Annotated in this window: 14 protein-coding genes; all 14 read right to left on the bottom strand. The window is 40.6% G+C overall.

Annotated features, from left to right (window positions below; all coding sequences use genetic code 11):
• Window position 1: 1 nt before the first annotated feature.
• The 14 genes from QZ574_RS06920 to QZ574_RS06855 all read right to left on the bottom strand — a co-directional run bounded on the left by QZ574_RS06920 (window position 2) and on the right by QZ574_RS06855 (window position 22,856).
• Window positions 2-655, bottom strand: coding sequence for a DUF3826 domain-containing protein (locus QZ574_RS06920; RefSeq protein ID WP_297088187.1), 654 nt, complete (start codon window positions 653-655; stop codon window positions 2-4).
• A 23-nt stretch (window positions 656-678) separates the two neighbouring features.
• Window positions 679-3,795, bottom strand: coding sequence for a SusC/RagA family TonB-linked outer membrane protein (locus QZ574_RS06915; protein ID WP_297088185.1), 3,117 nt, complete (start codon window positions 3,793-3,795; stop codon window positions 679-681).
• A gap of 69 nt (window positions 3,796-3,864) precedes the next feature.
• Window positions 3,865-5,559 (bottom strand): pectate lyase, encoded by a 1,695-nt coding sequence (locus QZ574_RS06910; protein ID WP_297088183.1) that lies wholly within the window; start codon window positions 5,557-5,559, stop codon window positions 3,865-3,867.
• 125 nt (window positions 5,560-5,684) lie between these two features.
• The gene (locus QZ574_RS06905; RefSeq protein WP_297088181.1) at window positions 5,685-7,124 is read right to left on the bottom strand and encodes a pectinesterase family protein; all 1,440 of its coding nucleotides are present in this window, start codon (window positions 7,122-7,124) and stop codon (window positions 5,685-5,687) included.
• Between the two features lie 9 nt (window positions 7,125-7,133).
• Window positions 7,134-8,933 (bottom strand): T9SS type A sorting domain-containing protein, encoded by a 1,800-nt coding sequence (locus tag QZ574_RS06900; RefSeq protein ID WP_297088179.1) that lies wholly within the window; start codon window positions 8,931-8,933, stop codon window positions 7,134-7,136.
• Between the two features lies 1 nt (window position 8,934).
• Entirely contained in the window at window positions 8,935-10,719 is a 1,785-nt protein-coding gene (locus QZ574_RS06895) for a T9SS type A sorting domain-containing protein (protein WP_297088177.1), read from the bottom strand.
• 19 nt (window positions 10,720-10,738) lie between these two features.
• Entirely contained in the window at window positions 10,739-12,571 is a 1,833-nt protein-coding gene (locus QZ574_RS06890) for a RagB/SusD family nutrient uptake outer membrane protein (RefSeq protein ID WP_297088174.1), read from the bottom strand.
• A 51-nt stretch (window positions 12,572-12,622) separates the two neighbouring features.
• Entirely contained in the window at window positions 12,623-15,856 is a 3,234-nt protein-coding gene (locus tag QZ574_RS06885; protein WP_297088173.1) for a SusC/RagA family TonB-linked outer membrane protein, read from the bottom strand.
• A gap of 73 nt (window positions 15,857-15,929) precedes the next feature.
• Window positions 15,930-16,952 carry a T9SS type A sorting domain-containing protein gene (locus tag QZ574_RS06880; RefSeq protein WP_297088171.1) on the bottom strand — a complete coding sequence of 341 codons (1,023 nt, stop codon included), beginning with the start codon at window positions 16,950-16,952 and terminating at the stop codon, window positions 15,930-15,932.
• Between the two features lie 35 nt (window positions 16,953-16,987).
• The gene (locus QZ574_RS06875) at window positions 16,988-18,553 is read right to left on the bottom strand and encodes a sodium:solute symporter (protein WP_297088169.1); all 1,566 of its coding nucleotides are present in this window, start codon (window positions 18,551-18,553) and stop codon (window positions 16,988-16,990) included.
• Window positions 18,553-19,734 carry a four-carbon acid sugar kinase family protein gene (locus QZ574_RS06870; RefSeq protein ID WP_297088167.1) on the bottom strand — a complete coding sequence of 394 codons (1,182 nt, stop codon included), beginning with the start codon at window positions 19,732-19,734 and terminating at the stop codon, window positions 18,553-18,555. The genes QZ574_RS06875 and QZ574_RS06870 overlap by 1 nt, the downstream gene beginning before the upstream one ends.
• 18 nt (window positions 19,735-19,752) lie before the next feature.
• Window positions 19,753-20,778, bottom strand: coding sequence for a 4-hydroxythreonine-4-phosphate dehydrogenase PdxA (gene pdxA, locus QZ574_RS06865; protein WP_297088163.1), 1,026 nt, complete (start codon window positions 20,776-20,778; stop codon window positions 19,753-19,755).
• A gap of 6 nt (window positions 20,779-20,784) precedes the next feature.
• Window positions 20,785-21,699, bottom strand: a complete 915-nt coding sequence (locus QZ574_RS06860) for a dihydrodipicolinate synthase family protein (protein ID WP_297088161.1) — start codon at window positions 21,697-21,699, stop codon at window positions 20,785-20,787.
• 2 nt (window positions 21,700-21,701) lie between these two features.
• Window positions 21,702-22,856, bottom strand: coding sequence for an iron-containing alcohol dehydrogenase (locus tag QZ574_RS06855; protein WP_297088159.1), 1,155 nt, complete (start codon window positions 22,854-22,856; stop codon window positions 21,702-21,704).
• Window positions 22,857-23,085: the final 229 nt, after the last annotated feature.

Raw genomic sequence — 23,085 nt, 5'->3', positions numbered from 1 at the left:
ATTATTTTTTCCGTTCTTCCAGTCGCTGCTCCCACGCTTTACGTTCGGCTTTCAAGTCGTAACCTCTGTCGGAGAGGTAATTGTTAATTCTACCTTTATATTTTCCAAACCAGCCGTGCTTTTCTTTTGACGAGCCGCCATCAATGGCGTGTTCACGAGCTTCAATCAGCCAAACCATAATTTGTGCCTTTTCTTCTTCGGTAAGGCTTGGAATCATATCACAAGTAGCTTTGTATGTTACGTTTAATACGTCATAGGTTAGCCCGTCTTTTACCTGGTCGATTTGTTCTTCTGAAATTACATTTTTTAATTGAGCATAAAAAGCAAAATGATGGTCGCGTGTTTTTAATTCCTGCTCAGCTTTACGCAAGTCGATTTTTGCATCGCGCAGTTCTTTATTCCCGGCAAAATCTTCACGAATTTTTGCCACATCGGCGTTTCGTGCTTCTTCGGCATCATTCAGAAAACGGTAATGCTCTACTATGATATCGCGCACCTGTATTTTAACCGTTTCGCAAGAAAATTCCATGGCATTGACAATTTTGTCTGCCCGGCCGGTTATTACGCGTGTGTATTCATCTACTGCTTCATTTTGCTGTGCAAGCGAAATAAAAACTTGCAACAATAAAAGAGTTACTGCAAAAAGTCTATTCATTTTAAGTTGTTTCTGTTTTCAAATTAAATATTTACATTAATACCAAGGTTAAACGTTCGTTGAATTGGATATGAACTGTAACCATTTAATGCATCATCTTTGTACTTATAGGTTGATACGGGGGTCCATAGGTTTGTTCCGGAAAAGTATATACGAAACTGCTCCACGCCCCATTTTTTTGTCATCTCCCTTGGCAAAACATAAGATACATTCAGATTTTGTAAGCGTAATTGATAAATATCTTTCATCCAAAAAGTAGAAACCCACTGGTTAGATGAAGCATAATAGGGACTCGGATATTTTGCATTAGGATTTTCGAGTGTCCAGAAATCGGCCCAAAACGAAGGTGCATTACTCGATTCTGTCGCCGTTCCACGTGCCGACTTATCGACTACCCTGTTGTAAAAACCGTAGGCCATCGACCATAACATATTTACACGAACATCTTTCCAACCGCCACTCATCGATAAGTTTGTTGGAAACAGGTTCCGCCACGTCAATTCGTCGTTTATTTTTTCAAGGTATTTTTTGTCGTACTCGTTAATGTAGCCATCGGGTTCGAAAACAGTGCGGGGCTCACCTATGCTTGTGTTTCCCTGTCTGCCAATATCTTCATAATGAAAAGCGCCCAGTCCAACAGGTCTTCCATCAATTAAATAACCGTGTCCCCATTTTTCCATATATTCGGCGTTAATGGCATCTAATTGCTCCTGTGTACGGATAATTCCATGATTTATGAAACCTTGCTCAAGGTCAATAGCATAGGTACTTCTGCCAATTGGGTAGCGAAAATCGTTTTCAGGATATTCTGTTGGCATTTCAATAATACGGTTTGTGGCATAATCAAAATTTCCACTAATTTTCCAAAATGCATTACTTCCAATTGTTCCTCTGTAAGAAATCTTTCCATCGAAGCCCCAGGCTTCAAGACGGCCAATGTTTTCGCCAGGCATTTGTCCCATTCCAGCTGTTAAAGGAAACTCGACGGTTCTTTTATCTAAAATATCGTATTGATAAGTATAAAATGCATCCATTGAAAAGTCCAGTTTGTTATCTAAAAACTTCAGGTCTAATCCAAGGTTATGCATCAAAGATTTCTCCCAGCTAACACCTGTACTTATCACATCAGTTTTACCCCCAACTCCCAGTCCACTAGCCGGAACATCAGAACCAAACAAATAGGTTTGACCAGTCACGCTATATTTCCTCATGTATTCATAGGGAGCAACAGACGCAAGCCCGGTTAAGCCCATTGAAAACCGTATCTTCATAAAATCCATAAATGACAGATATTCCTGTATAAAACTCTCTTTACTGGCAACCCAACCTACCGAGACTGATGGAAACCAGGCTTCGCGTTCACCAGGCGCAAATTTCGTAGTGGTTTCAAACCTCAAAGTTGATTCCAATAAATATTTATCAGCAAATCCATAATTTAGTCGCAACACAGCACCAAGGTCACCACTTTCACTCATACCTCCTGAAGTATAGGGTGTAAGAAATGCTTGCTGCAATTCAAGCCCATAGGTCTGAATAAATTCGGATACTCCCTGAAAATCGAAGCCCTCCCCTTCATATTGTTCATAGGTAAAGAATGATGCAAAATTATGTTGTCCTATGGTTTTATTATAGTTTAAACTAAGGTTTAACTGATAACTGCTTCCATGCGTATACCTCTCGAAAATGCGGTCGTCGTTGGTTACTGTTTTTGGACTAATAATTTCATTATTTAATATGTAAATAAAATCTTCAGGATGCCCGAATTCATAAACGGTATATGGAATTGTGTAATTCTTTATGTAACCATGTGTTTCGCGCCTACTATACGAAGCTGAAGCCCGAAGTCCTTTTATTTTCTCGAAATCGTATGTTAACCTAAGATTTAATGTGTTCCCTTTATTAACGTCTCTTCTGTAACTTTCTATCTCGTATAAATACAACGGAGCATTCGTTCCATTACCAACCGGAAGGCCATCAATAAAGGCCGGTTTCCACTTCGGCGAATTCAGCAAAGAACCAAATGATGCCCCGTCGGGCCGTTGCCAGTCCTTATCGTCAAAAGAAACGGTTGCTGATGCATATAAACCTTTTGCTATTTCGGCATCTAAACCTAATCGCAACGAATATTTACCATAACCCATTTCAGGAAAATTGGCATTGGTATACATATAATTACCTCCTACAAAATACTTTACCCGGCTGGTTCCTCCTGAAAATGTTAGCGCATGTTTTGTTACAATCGATTTTTGCCAGGCATCGTCCACCCAGTTGTAATCCAGGTCTTTCATTGCTTCCAACTCTTCTGCCGAAATGAGCTTATCCGGTTCATCAATATAACGGGCATTGATGGTTCTCGCATGATCATAAGCACTCATCATTTCAACCATTGTAGTAGCATCGCTAACACCTACACTGCCTGAGTAACTTACTTTCAACTTCCCTTCTTTTCCTCGGTTTGTTTTCACCAAAATCACCCCATTTGAACCTTTGCTTCCATAAACAGCTGCCGAAGCATCCTTTAAAACCGACATACTTTCAATCTCTGAAGGATCAAGCATATCGTAATTCTCTTTAGAAACCTCAAATCCATCAACAATAAATAATGGTGAAAAATCTTTTAACAGTTCCCCTGACAAACCAAATGAAGTTTCAGTTCGAATTTGAATTTGGGTATCTGCTCCCGGACTTCCGCTGGGTTGTCTCTGGTTTACGTGAACACCAGGCATTCTCCCCTCTATCATATGTGTTAGTGATGGGGCTACGTAGTCCACCAATTCAACAGCAGAAATATTTGCGACAGAACCAAGCAAATTTGCACGTTTTACCTCTCCATAACCTATTACTACAACTTCATCAAGATCAGTAATATTTTCATGCAGTTTAATGTCTATTTTAGTTCTACCCTTAACGAGAATATCTTTTGTATCGTAACCAACAAATGAAATAAATAAGGTATCATTTGGATTTACAGACAGCAAATATTTTCCGTTTACATCTGAAATGGTTCCGTTGGTGGTATTTTTAACCACCACGTTTACACCAACCATTGTTTCGCCTTTCTCATCAGTTATAGAACCCGTAACAACAATTTTATCAGCTTGTGTTGAAGTTTGCGCGATAACCGTTAGACTAGCGAGCAATAAACATACTATGAGAATACTTTTCACAATGATTAGTATAGATTTTTCCAGTTACTTTTTTGTTTCAGCCTATAATTCTCCCTTTTTAGAAAGTGTATCGTAATTATTTTCGAGATTGGTCCAATCTATTTTTTTAGAAGGATCAATACCGTTAATATATTTTTCGATGTTAGTATAACCGTCACCATTACAATCTTCGGTAGCATCTGTCGGGTCATTGGGGTCAAGTCCTAACTTTTTGTATTTATTTTCCCATTTGTCAGGCATACCATCCTTATCCGAATCTTTATAAGGTTGGCCTTTATACTCAGGGTAGCCACCTACTTGGCGGATATCTGTAATAATTCCTTTTTTCCACGAATCAGGTCCTAATCTTCGGTGTTTAAACTGGTACAGTGAATCGATTTCGGTATAATCGTCGAGGTTAATTTTATTAGTTTTCACCTGTTTTAGCAGTCGCTTATCAACAGCATCTCTTTTAGGTAGGTTCGCACCGGCATTTTCAAGTACAAAATCGTGTGCTTCCTGCGCCTCCATTATGCTTACATAAGGCATTTTAAACGGCTTACCCGATTTTATTTGTGGCAAATATTCGCCGGCTCCATCCATGCCTTCAATTTGAATTCCTTTCCAGTTGTTGGAAGTAATTTCAGGATAGCCTTCCATAATATTTCCATCTACCCATACTTTTCCGTAAATTTTAACTCCACCGAGCTCGTAGCGCGATTCGGGTTTTACAAAACGATGACCAACAGGTTTATCTTTTGGTGTTATTGGTCCAGGTTTGTAGTAGTTGTTAATTAACTGGTAACGGGTGCTGTAATCGCCACCATCCATGGTACGGTGCCACCAGTTGTTTACCACATTGTTTACAAAGTTAAAGGTACCGTTCATACCAACTGATGGATTACGACCGGTGTTGTTGGTCCATACGTTACGAACAAACATACAGTTTTGTCCGCCCAGGGTACTACCAAAGGCATGGTTATAGGTATCTAATCCCTCGGCAAAAATTGAGTTTTGAATGGTAATATTTACCAAAGAATATTTGTGGCGGCCTGCTTTTGGATTGTTTGGTGCATCAGTAAACATATGGCGATACAAAGTCATGTTTTCATCTAATCCCCACGATGCGGAAATGTGGTCGATAATGATATTTCCAACTGGATTTCCACCGATGGCATCGTCGCGACGGCCTACCCAGGTATCACCTCTACGAAAGCGCATGTGGCGGATAATTACATCGTGTGTATTGATTAAAAATGATTCACCAGCAATGCATACACCATCACCGGGAGCGGTTTGCCCTGCAATGGTAATATAAGGTGCATTAATGTTTATTGGCCTTTCTAATTTAATTATGCCGGCCACATTAAAAACAACAATACGAGCACCGCCGGCATCGCAGGCTTCGCGGAGTGTTCCGGGGCCACTATCGGCCAAATTTGTAACAACAAAAACTTTTCCACCACGGCCTCCAACAGTGTACATACCACCACCTTCGGCACCCGGAAAAGCTGGAATATCAGCTTGAGGTAAGTCATCGGCTCTTTGCGCCCACTGGTTATAGGGTTTATCATTTTGCATATCGTTTAAGATTACCGGCAGCGCCTTCTCCCAGGCCTCGGCATCCATTTTATTCCAAACCCTGTTTAATGAATCAACTGTTGGCTGTACTTCACCCATGTCGGGGTATTGGGCAAATGCCAACTGACTTACTAAACAAAAAAAACTAAATACTGTAAATACTTTCAAAATCCTCATCTTATTTTCAATTTAATATTTTATTAATACTTGCATGTACTATGAAAAAGTGGACAAACTTCAATCACTATTTTTCATGCCATACAACATAAAGGAAATGTCCTTTATAGCAGTCCTCTCTCTTATTACTGATTCATTATTTTTATTGCCGCTGTCTCTCCTCTATTATTTTTAACCTGAACAATATACATACCCGAATGCTCTGTCTGGATATTTACATTGTCTGATTTACCGGAATCAACTAACACCCCGGATAATGTAAAAACCTGATAATTTACGACCTGACTAAAATTAACAATGCCGTTTTTATAGGTCTGAATCAGTTTTGTGTTTTTGGGGAGCCCATTAACACCTGTTGGAATAGAATAGGTACTAAGGCTGAGTGCACCGTACTTTGTAACTGATTTTATTTGATAATCAGTGCTGTTACCCGTTAGATTTGTTGCCTGGAACATTGTTGTGCTTGTAAAACCAAGTACTGAATCGTTTTTAAAAACCACATAACCTATGGCATTGTCTACTGCATTCCAACTCAAAGTATTATTGCCAAGACTCACCCCATTTGGAGATTCCTGTTCAAGAGTCATGCGAAGCGGATCCCAGGTCTTTCCGTTTTTTCTAAGAAAATAACTGAGTTTATAACGGCTAGCTACAGTTGCAGAATCCAACTGCGAACTCCATTCCGCTCGTTGCGAAATATCTGTTAAACTGCCATCTTCATTTTTATTCTGGTACTCTGCAAACACTGCACTTAAGTGGTTATCTCCGCTCCAGGTTGACCAGCCTTCGGCTTTTATGTGGCGACCTAACACACAACTGATATAAACCGATGAAGCATCGGGTTGCCAGGGCCGTCCCAGATAGTAGCTGCTGACCGGCACATCATCATCAGCCGTTACGTTACAATACCTAAATAGCAAACCATGCAAAAACTTTTTTCCGTAAATCCAGCTAATAAGTTTTGTATCAGCCGGGGCCGAAATATAGCTTCCGCCTTTCACACAATTTATGGTGCAGCTATCAAAAACTGCAGTGGCATCGCCATAAATAAAGTCGGTTGCACCTTTAACAGTACAATTTAAATTATACTGACGGTTTTTATGGGCATAATAAGTATCCTGAAATCCAATGAAATGACAGTTCTTAAATGCCATTGTATCTCCGGTTGTTCTTATGGCAATTGCCTGGCCCACATCGCCCGAAGAGTTTTCAATGGTCATATTCTCAACATACAAACCATTACCACCAGCCAACATGGTATAAGTATCAGCCGGAGAAGTTCCTTTTTGAGGATTATCGTCGTATGTAAGTCGTACTTTTTCGGCATCCTGCCCAATTAAACTCACATTTATTTTATCGGTTGAAACCTGCACTTTTTCGTAATACGTTCCATTTTTTACAAATATGAGTGTTCTCTCATTATTGTTACTGGAAACTGCATTTATTGCTTCCTGAATACTTGTAAAATCGGCACTACCGTTTTTATCAACCACATAATTAAAAACCTGTGCATGGATGGTAAAACACGCAAACAACATTAGCCCTATGAACAAGTATTTCTTCATTACGCTCAATTATTTCTTCACTATTTTTTGTGTAAAAGTTTCTTTTTCACTTACGGCTTTCAGCATATAAATTCCTGTTGGAAGGTTTTGAATTCCGAGCTCGTGTATACCATTTTTGTTGGCTCTACCAAACACTTTCTTTCCACTCAAACTAAAAACATCAACCTTTTTGATGATTTCTGATGACTGAATATGAAAGACATCGGTAACAGGATTTGGAAAAACCTTGAATTTATTTGCCGACATTATTTCATTTGCGGAAACAACAACCGTTAATTCATTCAAATAATTTTCAAGGTTGCTATAACCGTTTGCGGCTATTAATCTGAAATCAAGACTATCGTTTGGGTTTAATCCATTTTCAAGTTCCCATTCGTCAGGCATGCCATCTCTATCGTTATCAACCGGCGCTTCCGACTCGGGTGTTGTTGTATACACATCCCAGGCCGTTGTTCCTTCCGCGGCATCATTTGGTACCAGATTCTTCTGCGTATCAATCAGCCCTGAATTTATGCCTTTTATTGGTGTAACCTGCCCGTCAATTTCATAGGCATACCGCACAATTTCCAAATCGCCATTTACTTCTTTTATCACCCTTTCGTCTATAACATCGCGTTTAGGTAATATGGCCCCGGCATTTTCGAGTACCGATAAATAAGCGTCTTCTGCAGTTTCGGTGTAGTTGTCGTAATCTTCCAATTCTCCATCAACTTGCACGGCTTCAATATCAGAACGAATATTCTCAATACCTCCTACGTTTGACCCGTCTACTCCAAGCCAGTTATTATTTGTTAAATCAGTGTGGCCCAACATGGTATTCCCAGCAAAATACCAATCGGCATAACCATCAAGTGTTCTGCCCTCGCGCACAAGCGATGGACGGGCAAAATATACGCTTGAACTGGTTGCTGGACCCGGGATAAAATAATTGTTTACTACATTTGTTTTACAAAATCCTTGTCCGTTGGTATTTTCCCATTCGCCACCATAAAAAGCTCCAGAGCTCCCCCAGTTATAATTTACATTGTTCCGGTAATCTACCAGTGCTTCAATATCGTTTTCGTTTGAGCCGTTTATACGCGGCATTCTGGAATTATGATGTGCCAACAGATTATGGTGGTAACTGGCATATTCGCCTCCCCATTGGGTGGCATAACCACGACTTCCTTTCTTATGAATGGAGCTGTATAAGGATTCGCTGACAATACACCACTGGACTGTAAAATTGGGGCTACTCGAAAAGTGTGTTGTCTCCTCAATTGCCCAACTCATTGAACAGTGATCGATGATAAAATTACCTCCATTTTCAATTCGTAAAGCTGAAACTTCAGATGATTTTTCGTCTCCCGGCCTAAACCTGATGTACCTTACAATCAGGTTTGTTGAACCACCAAGATTTACTGTTGCTCCGCGAATACAAATTCCATCGCCCGGAGCAGTCTGCCCGGCAATGGTTATATGCTTTCTGCTCACTTTCAAATCGTCTTCGAGATTGATTACTCCACCAACCCGAAAAACTATGGTTAAGGGACGATAAACGGTATATTCTCCAATTATCGGATCAACCAAAACTTCTGTTCCCTGCTGAAAGGCCCAGCGCAAACTTCCTTCCGGTGGATTTTCTACATCGTCTTCGAGGTTGGTGACAATGGCTATTCGTCCTGTTGATCCGTTACCTCTTCCCCCACTGGCATACTTTCCATACCCCTCAGCTCCGGGAAACGCTAATTGTTGTGCCGCCGGTTGCCAACTACATCCAATAAGAACTACAATGCCCAGAAATCCTATTTTAATCGCTCTTATTCTCACCCTATTTCTTTATTACTTTTTTACAATTAACCGCACCACTTTCGTTAGTGGTTCTTATCAAATAAAACCCTGCATCCCAATCGTCTACATTAATACTGTGCAAAGGATCCAAGCTCTTACTTTCCGTAATCTTTCTTCCATACAAATCATAAACTTCAACGGTAATATTTCCTGATGATTTTATAGTTAATTTATTGCTGAAAGGATTTGGGTACACAGAAATATCCGAATGTTTTTGTTCGATTTGTTTAACAGCGGTATTAATTTCGTCACCCACCAATTCGGCCAGATATACCTCAAGGTTGGTATAGCCACTCTCGGTTATTAATCGGAAATCAGTGCTGTCGTTTGGATTAAGTCCATTGGTTAATTCCCAATCATCAGGCATTCCGTCGTTATCGGTATCAACCGGAGCATTTGTCGAATCAACTGTTGGATAAACATCCCAGGGCGTAACTCCTTTTGCCCGGTCTTCGGGCGACACCAGATTGTGTTGCGTATCGATAATTCCTGTTTCAACTCCTTTTACGGGCGATTCTGTTCCTGCTGTATCGGTATAGGCATATCGGATAATAGCAATTTCGCCGGTCATTTCCTTTATCAGGCGCGTATCATGAGCATCGCGTTTTGGAAAGGTTGCTCCTACATTTTCAATAATCGAAAGGTAGGCTTCTTCTGCACTTTCCGTATAGCTCTGGTAATCCTCAATCCCGCCATCCGATTTTACAATAACGTTATCAACCCGAATACTATCTTTGGCACTGTAATTTACACCCAACCAGTTATTGGTTGTTTTCTCGTCTTCTCCAATCAGTACATTGCCATCAATATACCACGAGGCATAGCCATTGTCACCTGTTCCGGGACTCACAAAATAAGGCGTTCCGTAGTTGCCCGGCCCCTGTATGTAGTAATTATTCACCATGTTTGTGGCTGCAAACCCCAAACCATTAGTTTTCATCCATTCGCCACCATAACACGAACCACTGCGTCCAAAATTATAATTAACATTGTTTCGGTAATCAATCAGCGCTTCAAGGTCGTTTTCGTTTGAACCGTTGAAGCGTGGTGTTCGGGAATTATGATGCGCCATCAGGTTATGATGGTATGAAGCATACATTCCGCCGTGTTGCGAACCATATCCTCTATCACCTTTCTGATGAAATGACCGATAAAAGGATTCGCTAATTATACACCACTGCACCGTAAAATTGGGACTGCTTGAAAAATGCGTAGTTTCTTCAATAGCCCAGCTAAACGAGCAATGATCGATAATAAAATTACTTCCATTTTCTATTCTGAAAGCAGAAGTTTCGAGTCCCAGCTCATCGCCTGGTCTCGAACGAATGAACCGGACAATAACGTTATCTGAGCCTCCCATATTTACGGTTCCTCCGCGCAGACAAATACCATCGCCAAGAGCTGTTTGTCCTGCTATGGTTATATTTTTGCGTTCAATTCTTAAGTCGCCTTTTAAGTTAATAACACCACCTACCCGAAAAACAACTGTTAATGGGCGTTTTACCAGATATGGTCCGATAATTGGGTCGACAAACTCTTCCACTCCCTGCCGAACAGCCCAGCGTAAACTACCTACCGGCGGATTCTCCAAATCATCTTCAAGGTTGGTTACAATCGCTATTCTTCCGGTCGATCCATTACCCCGACCACCGCTGGCATACTTTCCGTAACCTTCGGCTCCAGGAAATGCAAGCTGTTGGCCGTTAACGCACACAGCAGCCAGCACAAGCAATAATGGCAATAGTATTTTGCTTAACAGTTTCATGGCTTTTGTCGTTTTTTTGTTATTCTTCCAACGGATCAAAAGTTCCGTTTAACCAGCCTTTAGTTTGTTCAACTGCCGGGCTTTTTTCAATCATCGAACTGGGTATAGCAAAGAAATCATACAAATCGATGTAGTTAAGTTGAGTAACTGCTCCCTGGTAGATATCGAGGTTTTTGGTTGATTGCGAATAATACTGTGATGAACTGTTAACATCATTTATATCCAGGTGACCGAAATATAAGGCCGTATCAATTCGCATTTGTCCATAAAACTGAGAAGTTTCGTCTTTTATTTCAGCGTTCCATCCGCTTTTTGCCCGATAAGTAAATCCTGTGCGAACTGTTCCGTTCAGTTTAGTTACGTATTCACCCAAGTCTTCCCTGAACAATTTTCTGCGACGCACATCCCAGTAGCGTTTATTTTCAAATGCAAATTCTACCTGGCGTTCCACCATTATAATTTGGCGCAGCACATCCTGCGATACACCGTCAGCCACACCATAACTTCCGTCTCCGGCTTCAATTCCGGCTCTTTCTCTTATGGCACGAACCTGTTCAAGGGCTGTTACTTTTTCACCAATTTCGTTGGCACACTCCGCAAAGTTTAGTAAAACCTCGGCATAGCGCAATTCAATCCAGGCCGTATTGGTTTGGCTAATATTTTCGCGTGCAATATCGGCATCGGTTGCTTTTTTATTGTAAAACCCCGATGAAGGTACACGGTTTAACTCTTTAATATTTCTGAAGGTCCAAATATTTACCGGATCTCTTCCACTCATTTCCCATTGCGATCCGTTGTAGGCTATTGTTGCATATAAACGAGGGTCGCGATTTTGCCAAAAATAGGTTTCGTCGTAGCCCGAACCGGGTTCGTTTGTTAGCTTCCCATTCGCCATAGGAAAAGCTGAAATAAGTTGCCATGTTGGCGAATAACCGCCATTCCCTCCGCCAGACGGTGGACGAACGCTGTTTTCCCATCCCTGGGTATAAATGGTTCCGGCATTTAAACTAAAGCGTTTATATATTACCGCCTCAATATTATTTACAACGTCAAAAGTAAATAATGTACTGAAATCAGGATGTAAACCTCGCGGTATCGTCATTTGGCCCAAAAGATCGATTGCCTGCTGATTAGCATCGTAGGCACGTTGCCACCTGTCTTGATTATTGTTTGGATTAAACATCGGGCTTGCCCAGTTAAGTAGTACCCGCCCCTTAAAAGCAGCTGCAGCCCCACTGGTGATTCGTCCTTTATCTTCATCAAGCGACCAGTTGAATGGAAGCAAGGAAATTGCTTCATCCAAATCGGCAACAATAGCATTAATAGATTCAGAGGTTTTACTTCTGGGAACATTCAGATCCTCGTTGTACGGATCCTGAACAGTTGTTACAATAGGAATTCCACCATACAATTGTACCATTTCCCAGTTGCGCCATGCCCTGAAAAATAATGCCTGTCCTCTTAATAATGCTTTTACATCTTCGCTCATTGATGACTCTTCAAGTCGTTCAAGTGCAATATTAATGCGGCGAATAAGCACATATTTATCTTTATGCATAACGGTAACGGCACCAATATCGCTTGGCGTTGTAAATCCATAGAGCAAATCGGTATATCGAGAATCAGCCGAATAGGTTTCATCGCATAACTGACTATACTGACCAAAATACTGGTCGGGCATATTTTCTTTGTACAAATTATTAATGTATAAAACGGCCTGACTTTCATCTTCCCAAATTTCGTCGTTCAATACATTTAAATCGTGTTTATCAAGCACATCCTGACATGAAGTGGCCAACAACAAGGCTACAATACTTATAGCTAAAGGAAGAATTTTTATATATTGTCTCATGATCTTCATTTTTATTCAATTACATTTTAATTAACTTTTTCCTTAACCGGATTATATTTTAAAGTTTAATCCGAAACTAAATGTACGCAACAGCGGATAGGTATTATATCTTGCGATTGCATCTTCCTTGTAGTCAAAAGTTTGTATAGGCGACCACAGATTAGTTCCAACAAAGTATACCCTTAAATCGGGTATGCCCCATTTTTGAGATAATTCTCGTGGCAAGCTATAGGAAATGTTAAGTGTTCTGAGGCGCAACTGATAGATATCTTTCATCCAGAAAGTAGATACCCACTGGTTTGAACTAGCATAATACGGGCTGGGATATTCTGCATTGGGTGTTTCGGGAGTCCAGAAATCGGCCCAAAAAGCAGGAGAATTTTCAGTTTTTGTTGGTACTGCACGTGCGAGCTTGTCAACCGCCTGGTTGCGTGTTCCGTACTCCATGGTCCAAAGGGTGCTAATTTTTAAGTCTTTCCAACCTCCACCAATACTAACGCTTGATGGCAGCATATTTTTCCAGGTAAAGATATCACCAACACGTTCCACATATTTTTTATCGTATTCATTAATCACTCCATCGGGTTCAAACACTGTTCTTGGTTCTCCGGCTCCGGTGTTTCCGGGGCGGCCAATATCTTCAAAAATCATGGCTCCCAAGCTTACAGGTCTACCTTCAATCAGGTAACCATGTCCCCAAAGTTCCATCCATTCAGCATTGAGAGCATCAAGCTGTTCCTGAGTTCTGATAATACCATGTGAAATAAAACCTTCTTCACGGCCGGCAGCAGTGGTACTCTGTCCAATCGGATATCTGAAATCTTCAGGAATGTATTGAGTTGGGCGTTCAATAATTCGGTTCGTTCCGTAATTAAACACACCACTAATGTTGTAATAAATATCGTCGTTAATCCTTCCTCGGTAACCTATTTGCATATCGTAGCCCCAGGCTTCCAAGCGTCCTAAGTTCTCGCCGGGCATTACACCCAATCCTCCGGTTTCAGGAAATTCAACAGTTCGTTTATCCAAAATATCGTATTGATAGGTGTAGTAGGCATCAAATGCAATATTCAGTTTACTGTCGAATAATTTCATATCGATACCAAAGTTATGCATCAACGATTTTTCCCATGTTACGCCTGTACTTGTAACGTCTGTTTTTCCGCCAATATCAATACCTCCGGCTGGTGTATCACTTCCAAATAAATACCGGTCTTCGCTGTTGGCCAGGGTATACTGCAATTCGTATTCGTAAGGAGCTACTGATGCATAACCGGTTAATCCCATCGAGAATCGTAATTTCAGAAAATCGATTACTTCAACATTATCTTTTAAAAAGTTCTCTTCAGACATTACCCAGCCTACTGATCCGGATGGAAACAGCCCTTCACGGCTGCCAGGTGCAAACCGTGTTGTAGTTTCGTAACGCGTGGCTGATTCAAATAAATATTTTCCGGCATATGAATAATTCAGGCGAAAAACGGCTCCTAAATCACCACTTTCGAGCATATTTCCATCGGTTGTTTTGGTTTGAAATGCATCCTGAAGTTCCAAACCGTAAATTTCCATGTTTTCTCCGGTTGCTCTAAATCCATAACCTTCACCTTCCGACTGCTCGTAAGTTACAAACGCTGCAACATCATGTTTCCCGAATGTGCGGGCGTAATTTAAACTAAGGTTTAACTGGTAGTTTTGTCCAAAACTGTATGATTCTGAAATACGGTTCTTATTCTGAATGGTAACCTGCTCTTCAATTTCGTTACCCAGAATATATTTATACCCGTTACCTTGTGGTTTAAACTGATAAAGGGTATAAGGAATAAGGTAATCTTTTGCATACCCCTGGCTTTCGCGTCGGTTATAAGAAGCAGAAGCTCTTAGGCCTTTAATTTTTTCGAATTCGTAAGATAGTCTAAGGTTTAAGGTGTGTCCTTTGTCAACTGTTCTTTTATAACTATTTGTTTCAAAAAGATAAAGTGGATTAAAATCGAGGTTATTGGCAACAGGGTAGCCATCAATATATGCGGGAGTCCATTTAGGTGCCTGAAGTAAAACTTCAAACAGGTCTTCCATGGTGTTTGAACCAACACCTGAAATATGTGGGCGTTTAAAATCGCGGTTATCAATTGAGATGGTGGCTGATGCTGTTAACTGATCGGTAATATTAGCATCAAGCCCCAGCCGGTACGAATATTTACCAACGCCCATATCGGGGAAATTACCTTCGGTATGCACATAGGTACCACCAGCGAAGTACTTTACGGTTTTACTTCCGCCCGACAGGTTAATGGAATGACGAGTAACCATAGATTTTTGCCAGGCTTCGTTTAGCCAGTTAAAATTCTGGTTTTTCATGTCCTGCAGTTCTGCTGGCGAAACAAGTGAGGCAGTATCGTCGGCATAACGCGCATTAATTGCACGGGCATGATCGTAAGCACTTAACATTTCGGTTTGGGTTGTTGCATCGCTGATACCCACACTACCCGAGTAACTCACTTTCAATTTCCCTTCTTTTCCGCGTTTTGTTTTTACCAGTATTACACCATTAGCTCCTTTACTTCCGTAAACTGCTGCCGATGCATCTTTTAACACTGAATAGCTTTCAATTTCAGATGGATCAAGAATATCGAATTGCTCTTGCGACACCTCAAATCCATCAACAATATATAAGGGAGAAGGGTCTTTTGCCCCTTCTCCCGTATCTCCGAATGTTGTTTCGGTACGTATACGCACACGGGTAGCTGCACCCGGGTTACCGGTAGGTTGTGCCGGAGCCACAGAAACCCCTGCCATACGTCCTTCAAGCAGGTTGGTCATATTTACGGCCGGAATATCAACAATTTCATCGGCAGAAATACTTGAGATTGACCCCAATAAATTGGCTCTTTTTACTTCGCCATAACCCACCACTACTACTTCGTCGAGGTCGGTTACATTTTCAGCTAAAACCGCATCAATAGTTGTACGCCCGTTAACAGGTATAACAAGAGGTTCAAAACCAATAAATGATATCTGAAGGGTATCATTTGGGTTCACCGACAAGTTGTAAACTCCATCAATATTTGTAACCGTACCATGGGTTGTATTTAACACCACAACGTTTACACCTATCATGGTTTCACCCGAATTGTCGGTAACTTTTCCTGTAACGTTAATTTTATTTTGTGCTGCTGCCGGTAACGTAATTACAGCATGCACTATAAACGCAAGCAAAACAATTGCAAGTTTTTTTATGCAATTTCTTGATACGTTGTGCCAGGTTTTAGTTCTCATTTTAGTTCTCATGTCCCTTTATATCTTAATATTGGTTAAATAATCTGGCTAACGGGCTTGGTTCAACCCCTCTTCTATAAAATGCTTACTGAATATAAACCTTAGCCGTTTTTACTTTAGTTCCGCTAATCGCATTTACCAAATAAATACCGTTTGGCATATCGTTCATCGATATTGTATTTGCTCGGTTTGCCTGTTTTACCAAAGCTCCGGCTACAGTGTAAACATTTACTTTTGCTTCTTCTGAAAGTCGAATTACTTTATTTGATGCAAATATTTTTAATTCGTCTTTGTCAATAATAACAGCCGAAGTAGGCGGTGTATATGTACCATAAACTTTTAAATCGTGAATACGAGGTGTTTGTCCACCACACTCCAAAAAGCGAAGCATTACGTTATCGGCATAAATACCATCTGCCCATGTCATTCCATAAGCCGAAGGATCGCAACGGTAGCCGTTTGCTGTTTTAGTACCACTAAGCGGATCTTTTGTAAAACTCTGGCTCCATGTATTACCTGGCTGGTAACGAAGGGTATCCCAGGTTACGCCATCATCAAGCGAATACTCACACTGTACACCACGTTTAGATCCTCCCGTACTTGAGTGTGTCCATTGAATCATATCCACAAACTCCAGGGCTCTTAAATCAACCGTAAAATGGCCACGAATTGTTGGAGCGTAACCTCCAGATGAGCCATAATCGCGACTAATTTCTACAAAGCCATTGCTAACATTCTCAGTCTGGCCTCCCTGGTCTCTGTAGGCATAAGCGGCCATCCATTCCGGGGCAAATGCACACTGTTCAAAATAATAGGTAATTTTTCCTGATTCTGATCCAATAATTGGCACCTCTACTGAATCATTTTTGTAACCATAAATAATTATAGTTTCATCATTCGGGTCGTAACTATTGTTACTATTTCCCATATCTGAAGTAGAATCAGAATGAAAAAAAGCAAATCCCGTAAAATCTTCTTCAAGCACCAATGGCTCCGATGGTGGAATTTCGTCCCAGGAAACTCCGGTAGTCATATTCAACTGCGCATTTGCAGTGAAAGTTGCGCCTACTAAAAGGCAAATAAATAAAGTAAAGATTTTTTCTTTCATAGTTTAAAATTTTTAATTAGTAATAATTTAGAATCTCACACTTTTCTATTTCTTTTTTTGAGTTTTGCCCAACCGTAGTAGGTAAGGCTCACATCCACAGGTTTTTCGTTAAACATAAAACTGGCTACAAAACCAACCACCATTAATACCAGGTGGCTATAAACGCCAATCATGTATTTATGGTGAGTAAAGTTTAGCTTTCCGAGGTCGAGCAACAGTATTTTATTTTCGCCGGCACCAATTGGCGTTGACGACAACAATGCATAAAGTGTAAATAAAATACTGGCAGCCATACCCGTATAAATCGCTCTTTTATTTACTCTTTTACTAAAAATCCCCAGAAGAAACATTCCGGCAATACCTCCTGAGAAGATGGCATAAAGTGTAAAAATGATTCCGAGTACTCCTTTTCCTCCTGCTTTCACATAAAACAGAGCAACTGCAATGGCTCCTACACCTGCCAGCACGGTAAATAAACGGCTTAAAACCATTTGTTTGCTTTCAGGAGTGTTGGGTTTCCAGCGCAGGTAGTAATCTTCAAGGCATATGGCCGAAAGACAGTTCAGATCAGAGTCGAGGCTTGAAAAAGCTGCAGCAATTAATGCTGACAGGATAAGCCCGACGATGCCCACGGGCAATTTGGTCATAATAAAAAATGGGAAAACTTTATCAGGGATTGTATCGGCCGGTAGCCCTCCCATTATGTGATAATAACCAAATAAAGCTGTACCAATAAACATAAATAAAGCCCAAACCGGCACACTTAACAAAACGCCAATTAATGATGCTTTTACGGCTTCTTTATCTGATTTTGCGGTTAAATAACGTTGTACAATTGTTTGGTCGGTTCCGTATTTCTGAATGGCATAAAAGATTCCATTTAAAGCCATTACCCAAAAGGTAAGGTTAACAAATTCGAGATCGAAAGGACCAAAACCTATACGCCCGTTATCCATGGCAGCATTCCAAAGGGCCGGGGCGCCTCCATCAACAGAGAATAATAGGATACCCAGGGAAACTAATCCTCCAAAAATCAATAAAATCCCTTGTATAACATCCAGCCATATAACTGCTTCAATGCCTCCAATCATTGTAATTGCGACAACAATTACCCCAATTACCAAAATTATATACACGGTATCAACACCAGTCATCTCGTTAAGTGCCAGAGAAATAATGTAAAATACAGTACCCATTTTTGCAAAATGGTTTAAAACAAACCCCGATGATGCATAAAGCCTTGCCAAGAAACCAAAGCGCTGTTCAAAGTATTCGTATGCACTTAAGCGGATTACTTTACGAAACAGGGGAACAATAACGCCAACGATAAACACCAGTACAATAGGCACCATAAGTCCCTGCACCAGCCTTATCCAATTGGTTGCAAAGCCTTCGCCGGGGTAAGCAAGAAATGTTACACTGCTAATTAAAGTAGCCAAAATTGACATACCAATGGCCCACGATGGAATTTTTCCGCTGGCTTTAAAATAGTTACCGGTATCTTTTTGCCGTTTTGAGAAACGCAAACCTACCAGAATGGTTACAACAAATGTTGAAACAATTATTAACCAGTCGATAATATGTATGGTATTGCTTTGCATTATATTTTATCTACAATCTTGTTTTTAGTTTTAGTCAATTCCACGGTGTCGGGCCAGGGATAACTACCAGGCTTGGTGGTAATGGCCATATTCGGATATTCTTTCGTACTCATTTGAATTATTCCGGGATACACCAGTTTGCCGGGGAATAATTTATTTACGCCAATCACTTTTAGAATTTCTGATGTAGTTGCTCCGCCTTCAATTAGCAAATCTGTTATTGGGATACTTTCTACCACGATTTTTACCAGCTCTGCGGTATTTCGTCCAATTCGTGCTGATAGATTTGCTTCGTTACTGTGGTTCTGATCTGCTGAAACAATTACATTAAACTTGTTTTTTAAATTGTTTACAACATTCTCTGCCCAATGTTTCAGTTCGGCCTCATCAAAACTACTATTCTCGTATATGGCATCAGGCATATTTATTTTTACGGTATTTTTCCCGCTTAATCCCATTGGCATAGAATCGGCTTTCGGGTATTTACTGCCAAAAACCAATAACGAAACATCGCCAAGTTCAAAACATTCCTTACAATCGGCTTTTACTTCAGCAAACTGTTTCATTAAGATTGTATCAAAAAAACCGGCACCACCAGCCACAACAGTCTCTCCATCAATTCTTTCTACCCAATCAATCATGTCTTCCTGACTTTTTACATCGCCAACAATTATTCCTTCACCGGGTAATTTATTATCTACAGATGCTGAATAAACAGCAATCATATCCGATTCAACAATTTGGGTTACATCCGAGGATTTAACCGGAAAATCAGGATCGTCGGCAAATGATGTTCCGGTTAAAGGCACACCGTTTACTGAATATTTCCCGTCAACAATTAATCGTCCAAACGAAGGGTTTCCGGCAACCATAATTGCCCGTTTTTTCCCTGTGCTTTTTAATTGTGCCATAAGTTCGGCAGCAATATTTCCGCGTAAAACAGAATCGAGTTTTTTAAATATATATTCCGGGTTCAGTTCTAACAAAGCGGTTGTAATTTTTTCGGTTTCCAAAAAAGCTGCTTCCTCAGGCAGCGATCGTGTATCAGCCGCAATAATTAATAAGTCAGTTCCTTCCACCCAGTTAACCTGCGTTTCAATAACAACCTTCAGCCCGTACTTTAATCCAATCCCCCCTATCTCGGCTGCTCCTGTAAAGTCATCTGCAATAACTGCAATCATTCTTTGTTCTGTTAGTATTTAGTTTTGTGCAAGTTTTACGGCGTAATTTATTGCGTACATTAGTGCATCCGGACTGGCGATTCCCTGTCCTGCTATTTCAAATGCAGTTCCATGGTCAACCGAAGTTCTAATGATTGGCAACCCTAATGTTATATTGACACCTTTTACACTTTTCATTTTTTTTGTTTCTTCATCCCACTGAAAGCCTGCCAGCTTAAACGGGATATGTCCCTGGTCGTGGTACATCGCAACGCATCCATCAAACCTTCCACCTGCTGCCAAAGCAAACAGGGTATCGGGTGGTACCGGGCCACTTACATCTAGTCCTTTTTGCTTAGCTTCAACCACGGCAGGTCCGATTTCCTTTATTTCTTCATCACCAAATAAACCATCGTCTCCCGAGTGTGGGTTTAAGCCTGCTACTCCAATACGCGGGCTATCAATCCCCAGTCTTTTCAACCCCTTATTCAGGATATCAATAACCTCAAGTATGCGTTCCTTTTTAGCCAAATCGCACGCCTTTCGCAATGAAACATGAGTGCTTACGTGAATGACTTTTATTTTCTCATCGGCCAGTAACATGGCATATTTTGATGTATCGGTATAATGAGCGTAGATTTCCGTATGTCCTGAAAAATGATGTCCGGCATCGTTAATGGCTTTCTTGTTTATCGGATTAGTAACTGTCCCGTCAACCTCACCGTTTTTTGCCAGTTCGATAGCTTTTACGATTGAATAAAACGCCAGGTTTCCAGCTTCTGCCGATACTTCTCCATATTTAATCTCTCCTACTACCATGCCGATATCCAGTACATCTATTTTCCCAAATTCGAAACGAGCCTGCTCAACCTTTTGTATCGGATTCAGAAGTAATGGCGTACCTGCAATTTTCATTGCCTCATCCATAACCGCTGCACTTCCAACCAAAACAGGAGAACACCAATCGTAAACCTCTTTATTTGCGAAAGTTTTAACTGCTATCTCCGGCCCTATTCCTGCAGGGTCGCCCATTGTAATGGCTAATATTGGTTTTGATTTTTTCATTTACCCTTAATAAGCCCTCTCTGTTAATTTTTCTTTCATCTCTTCCAGGTAGCTCTGTTCCTCTCTTGCATCCATACGCATCATTGGAGGAAGTACATCCAAACCACACAGACCTTTTATCGACATCAAGGCCTTAAGGGCAGGAATGGCTTCTGTTACCGTTCTTCCTTTTTGATTATAAGCCGATAGTTCATTTGTAATTTTCTGAAAATGTTTAGCCTCCTCAAAATCGCCTTGCATGGCTGCAACAAAAAGTGCTTTGTACAAACCGGGAAACAGGTTACCTAAACTAGGCACAATTCCATCTGCTCCCATTTCTAATCCGGCACATGAATTTGCCGCACAACCAACAAGAAAAAGAAAATCCTCACGATTTCCCCATCGCCTCAATGACTCTTCCATCCTATTCAGATCGGGCTGCGAATCTTTAATACCGATTATGTTATCGTGATGGCTCAACCGCTCTATTACATCAAGAGAAATTACATGATGTGTAGTTGCCGGAATATTGTATAAAAACATGGGCACCGGCAGTTTATCAGCCAATTGGGCAAACCAGTTCAAAGCCTGCTTATCGTTGGCTGGGTAATAATTGGGTGACAAAGCAACCAATGCATCAACTCCTAAATCTGCATATCGCTTCCCTTCATCAATTAATGTAGCTAAAGCATTACCACATAAGCCTGCCACAACTGGTACTTTTCCATTTATTTCGCTTACAGCAGTTTTTAATAGGGTATTTTTCTGACCAGCTGACATTGATGCCACTTCTCCTGTAGTTCCTAAAACCAGTGGCTGCACTTTGTTTTCAATAAACAAATTCACAATCCTCTTAACAGCTGCTTCATCAACCTGATAATCGCTGGTAAAAGGACTTACCATCGGAACAACTACTCCTCCAAATTTTTTTAAATCAGTCATTCTTAATATGCTTTCTTGTAAATATCAATGGCATCGTTTAACAATACTTCGCGCACATTATTTTTTAGTAAGCGCTGTATTTTTAATGCTGACTTTGCCATTTCTTCTATATCTTTCTCCTGAATATTTAAATCGCTCAAACATCCTGGAATTTTAAATTCCTTAATCATTGCTTTTATTTGCTCAATCCCTGTTTTCGCTTCAGCTTTTTCATCTCCTGTTGCCTGCACCCCCATTGCCTTTGCCACATTGGCATATTTTGTAACCGCTTTATCGAGGTTAAACTCTAACACATATGGCAACAACATTGCATTTGATACGCCGTGAGGAATTTTAAAAGTACTCCCCAATGGATATGCCAATGCATGCACAGCTCCGGTATTTACCGGCCCTAAGCACATTCCGCCATACATGCTGCCCAAAGCAACTTTTTCGCGGGCTTCCATATTGTCGCCATCCCGAAAAGCAGTTAGCAGGTTTTGGCCAATTAACTTTATCCCTTCCAGGGCAAACAAATCGGTTATCGGATTAGAAAAATTATTCACATAAGCTTCAATGCAGTGGGTCAGCGCATCAAGCCCGGTTGCTGCAGTAACAGAAGGCGGTACACTTTTGGTAAGTTCCGGATCAACATAAGTAGCATCTGGCACCAAATGTGGGTCAATAACTCCAACTTTTCCTCCTGTATCCGGATCGAAGAAAATTGCATTTGGTGACACTTCACTGCCCGTACCTGATGTGGTTGGAAGACAAATCATTGCTTTTACACGGCTGAGTTTCTTCTCACCTGCCAAAAAACTCCTGACATCAACGTCGCTACCAACGGTTGCAGCCAATAATTTTGCAGTATCCAAAACACTTCCTCCTCCAATTCCTACTATACAATCGGGATTAATTTGGTTGGCAAGCTCCAGTAATTCCCGGTAATCTTCAAACGAAGGTTCTTTTCGGATACTTGTATTTACTTCAATCTGGCAACCCTGTTTTTTCAAGATGCCTGTTGCCTCACTCAAAAGATTTTCAATTTCGGGAATGGCGAGTATAAAAATATTTTTGTATCCGGCTTTTTCCAGGTCGTTTACAAAGGACTGAAAGCAGCCACAACCGAAAACCAGTTTAGCAGGATTATGCAATGTTATACTTAAGCTCAAGTTCATGTTTAAATATGCAATTAGTTCACAAGCTTTAAGATTGTAAAAATATGAAAAATATTACAATTTAATGTAATCGTTTACATTATTTATTTAGCCTATATACGAAGTATTTATAAAATTTAATACTATTAACAATGTAAACGTTTTTCACATCATATTCAAACCCCCTTACCACAGGCTATTTCATCAAATTCATAAAAAAATTATAAAGAAAATAGCAGCCACCATAAAA

The sequence above is a fragment of the uncultured Draconibacterium sp. genome (assembly GCF_913063105.1).
Lineage (GTDB): Bacteria > Bacteroidota > Bacteroidia > Bacteroidales > Prolixibacteraceae > Draconibacterium.
This window is presented reverse-complemented; position numbering and strand designations above follow the sequence as displayed.

Excerpts from the sequence above, each read along its gene's own strand:
- QZ574_RS06920 (WP_297088187.1), bottom strand. The coding sequence starts at position 655 with ATGAATAGACTTTTTGCAGTAACTCTTTTATTGTTGCAAGTTTTTATT.
- QZ574_RS06910 (WP_297088183.1), bottom strand. The coding sequence starts at position 5,559 with ATGAGGATTTTGAAAGTATTTACAGTATTTAGTTTTTTTTGTTTAGTA.
- QZ574_RS06905 (WP_297088181.1), bottom strand. The coding sequence starts at position 7,124 with ATGAAGAAATACTTGTTCATAGGGCTAATGTTGTTTGCGTGTTTTACC.
- QZ574_RS06895 (WP_297088177.1), bottom strand. The coding sequence starts at position 10,719 with ATGAAACTGTTAAGCAAAATACTATTGCCATTATTGCTTGTGCTGGCT.
- QZ574_RS06890 (WP_297088174.1), bottom strand. The coding sequence starts at position 12,571 with ATGAGACAATATATAAAAATTCTTCCTTTAGCTATAAGTATTGTAGCC.
- QZ574_RS06885 (WP_297088173.1), bottom strand. The coding sequence starts at position 15,856 with ATGAGAACTAAAATGAGAACTAAAACCTGGCACAACGTATCAAGAAAT.
- QZ574_RS06880 (WP_297088171.1), bottom strand. The coding sequence starts at position 16,952 with ATGAAAGAAAAAATCTTTACTTTATTTATTTGCCTTTTAGTAGGCGCA.
- QZ574_RS06875 (WP_297088169.1), bottom strand. The coding sequence starts at position 18,553 with ATGCAAAGCAATACCATACATATTATCGACTGGTTAATAATTGTTTCA.
- QZ574_RS06870 (WP_297088167.1), bottom strand. The coding sequence starts at position 19,734 with ATGATTGCAGTTATTGCAGATGACTTTACAGGAGCAGCCGAGATAGGG.
- pdxA (WP_297088163.1), bottom strand. The coding sequence starts at position 20,778 with ATGAAAAAATCAAAACCAATATTAGCCATTACAATGGGCGACCCTGCA.
- QZ574_RS06860 (WP_297088161.1), bottom strand. The coding sequence starts at position 21,699 with ATGACTGATTTAAAAAAATTTGGAGGAGTAGTTGTTCCGATGGTAAGT.
- QZ574_RS06855 (WP_297088159.1), bottom strand. The coding sequence starts at position 22,856 with ATGAACTTGAGCTTAAGTATAACATTGCATAATCCTGCTAAACTGGTT.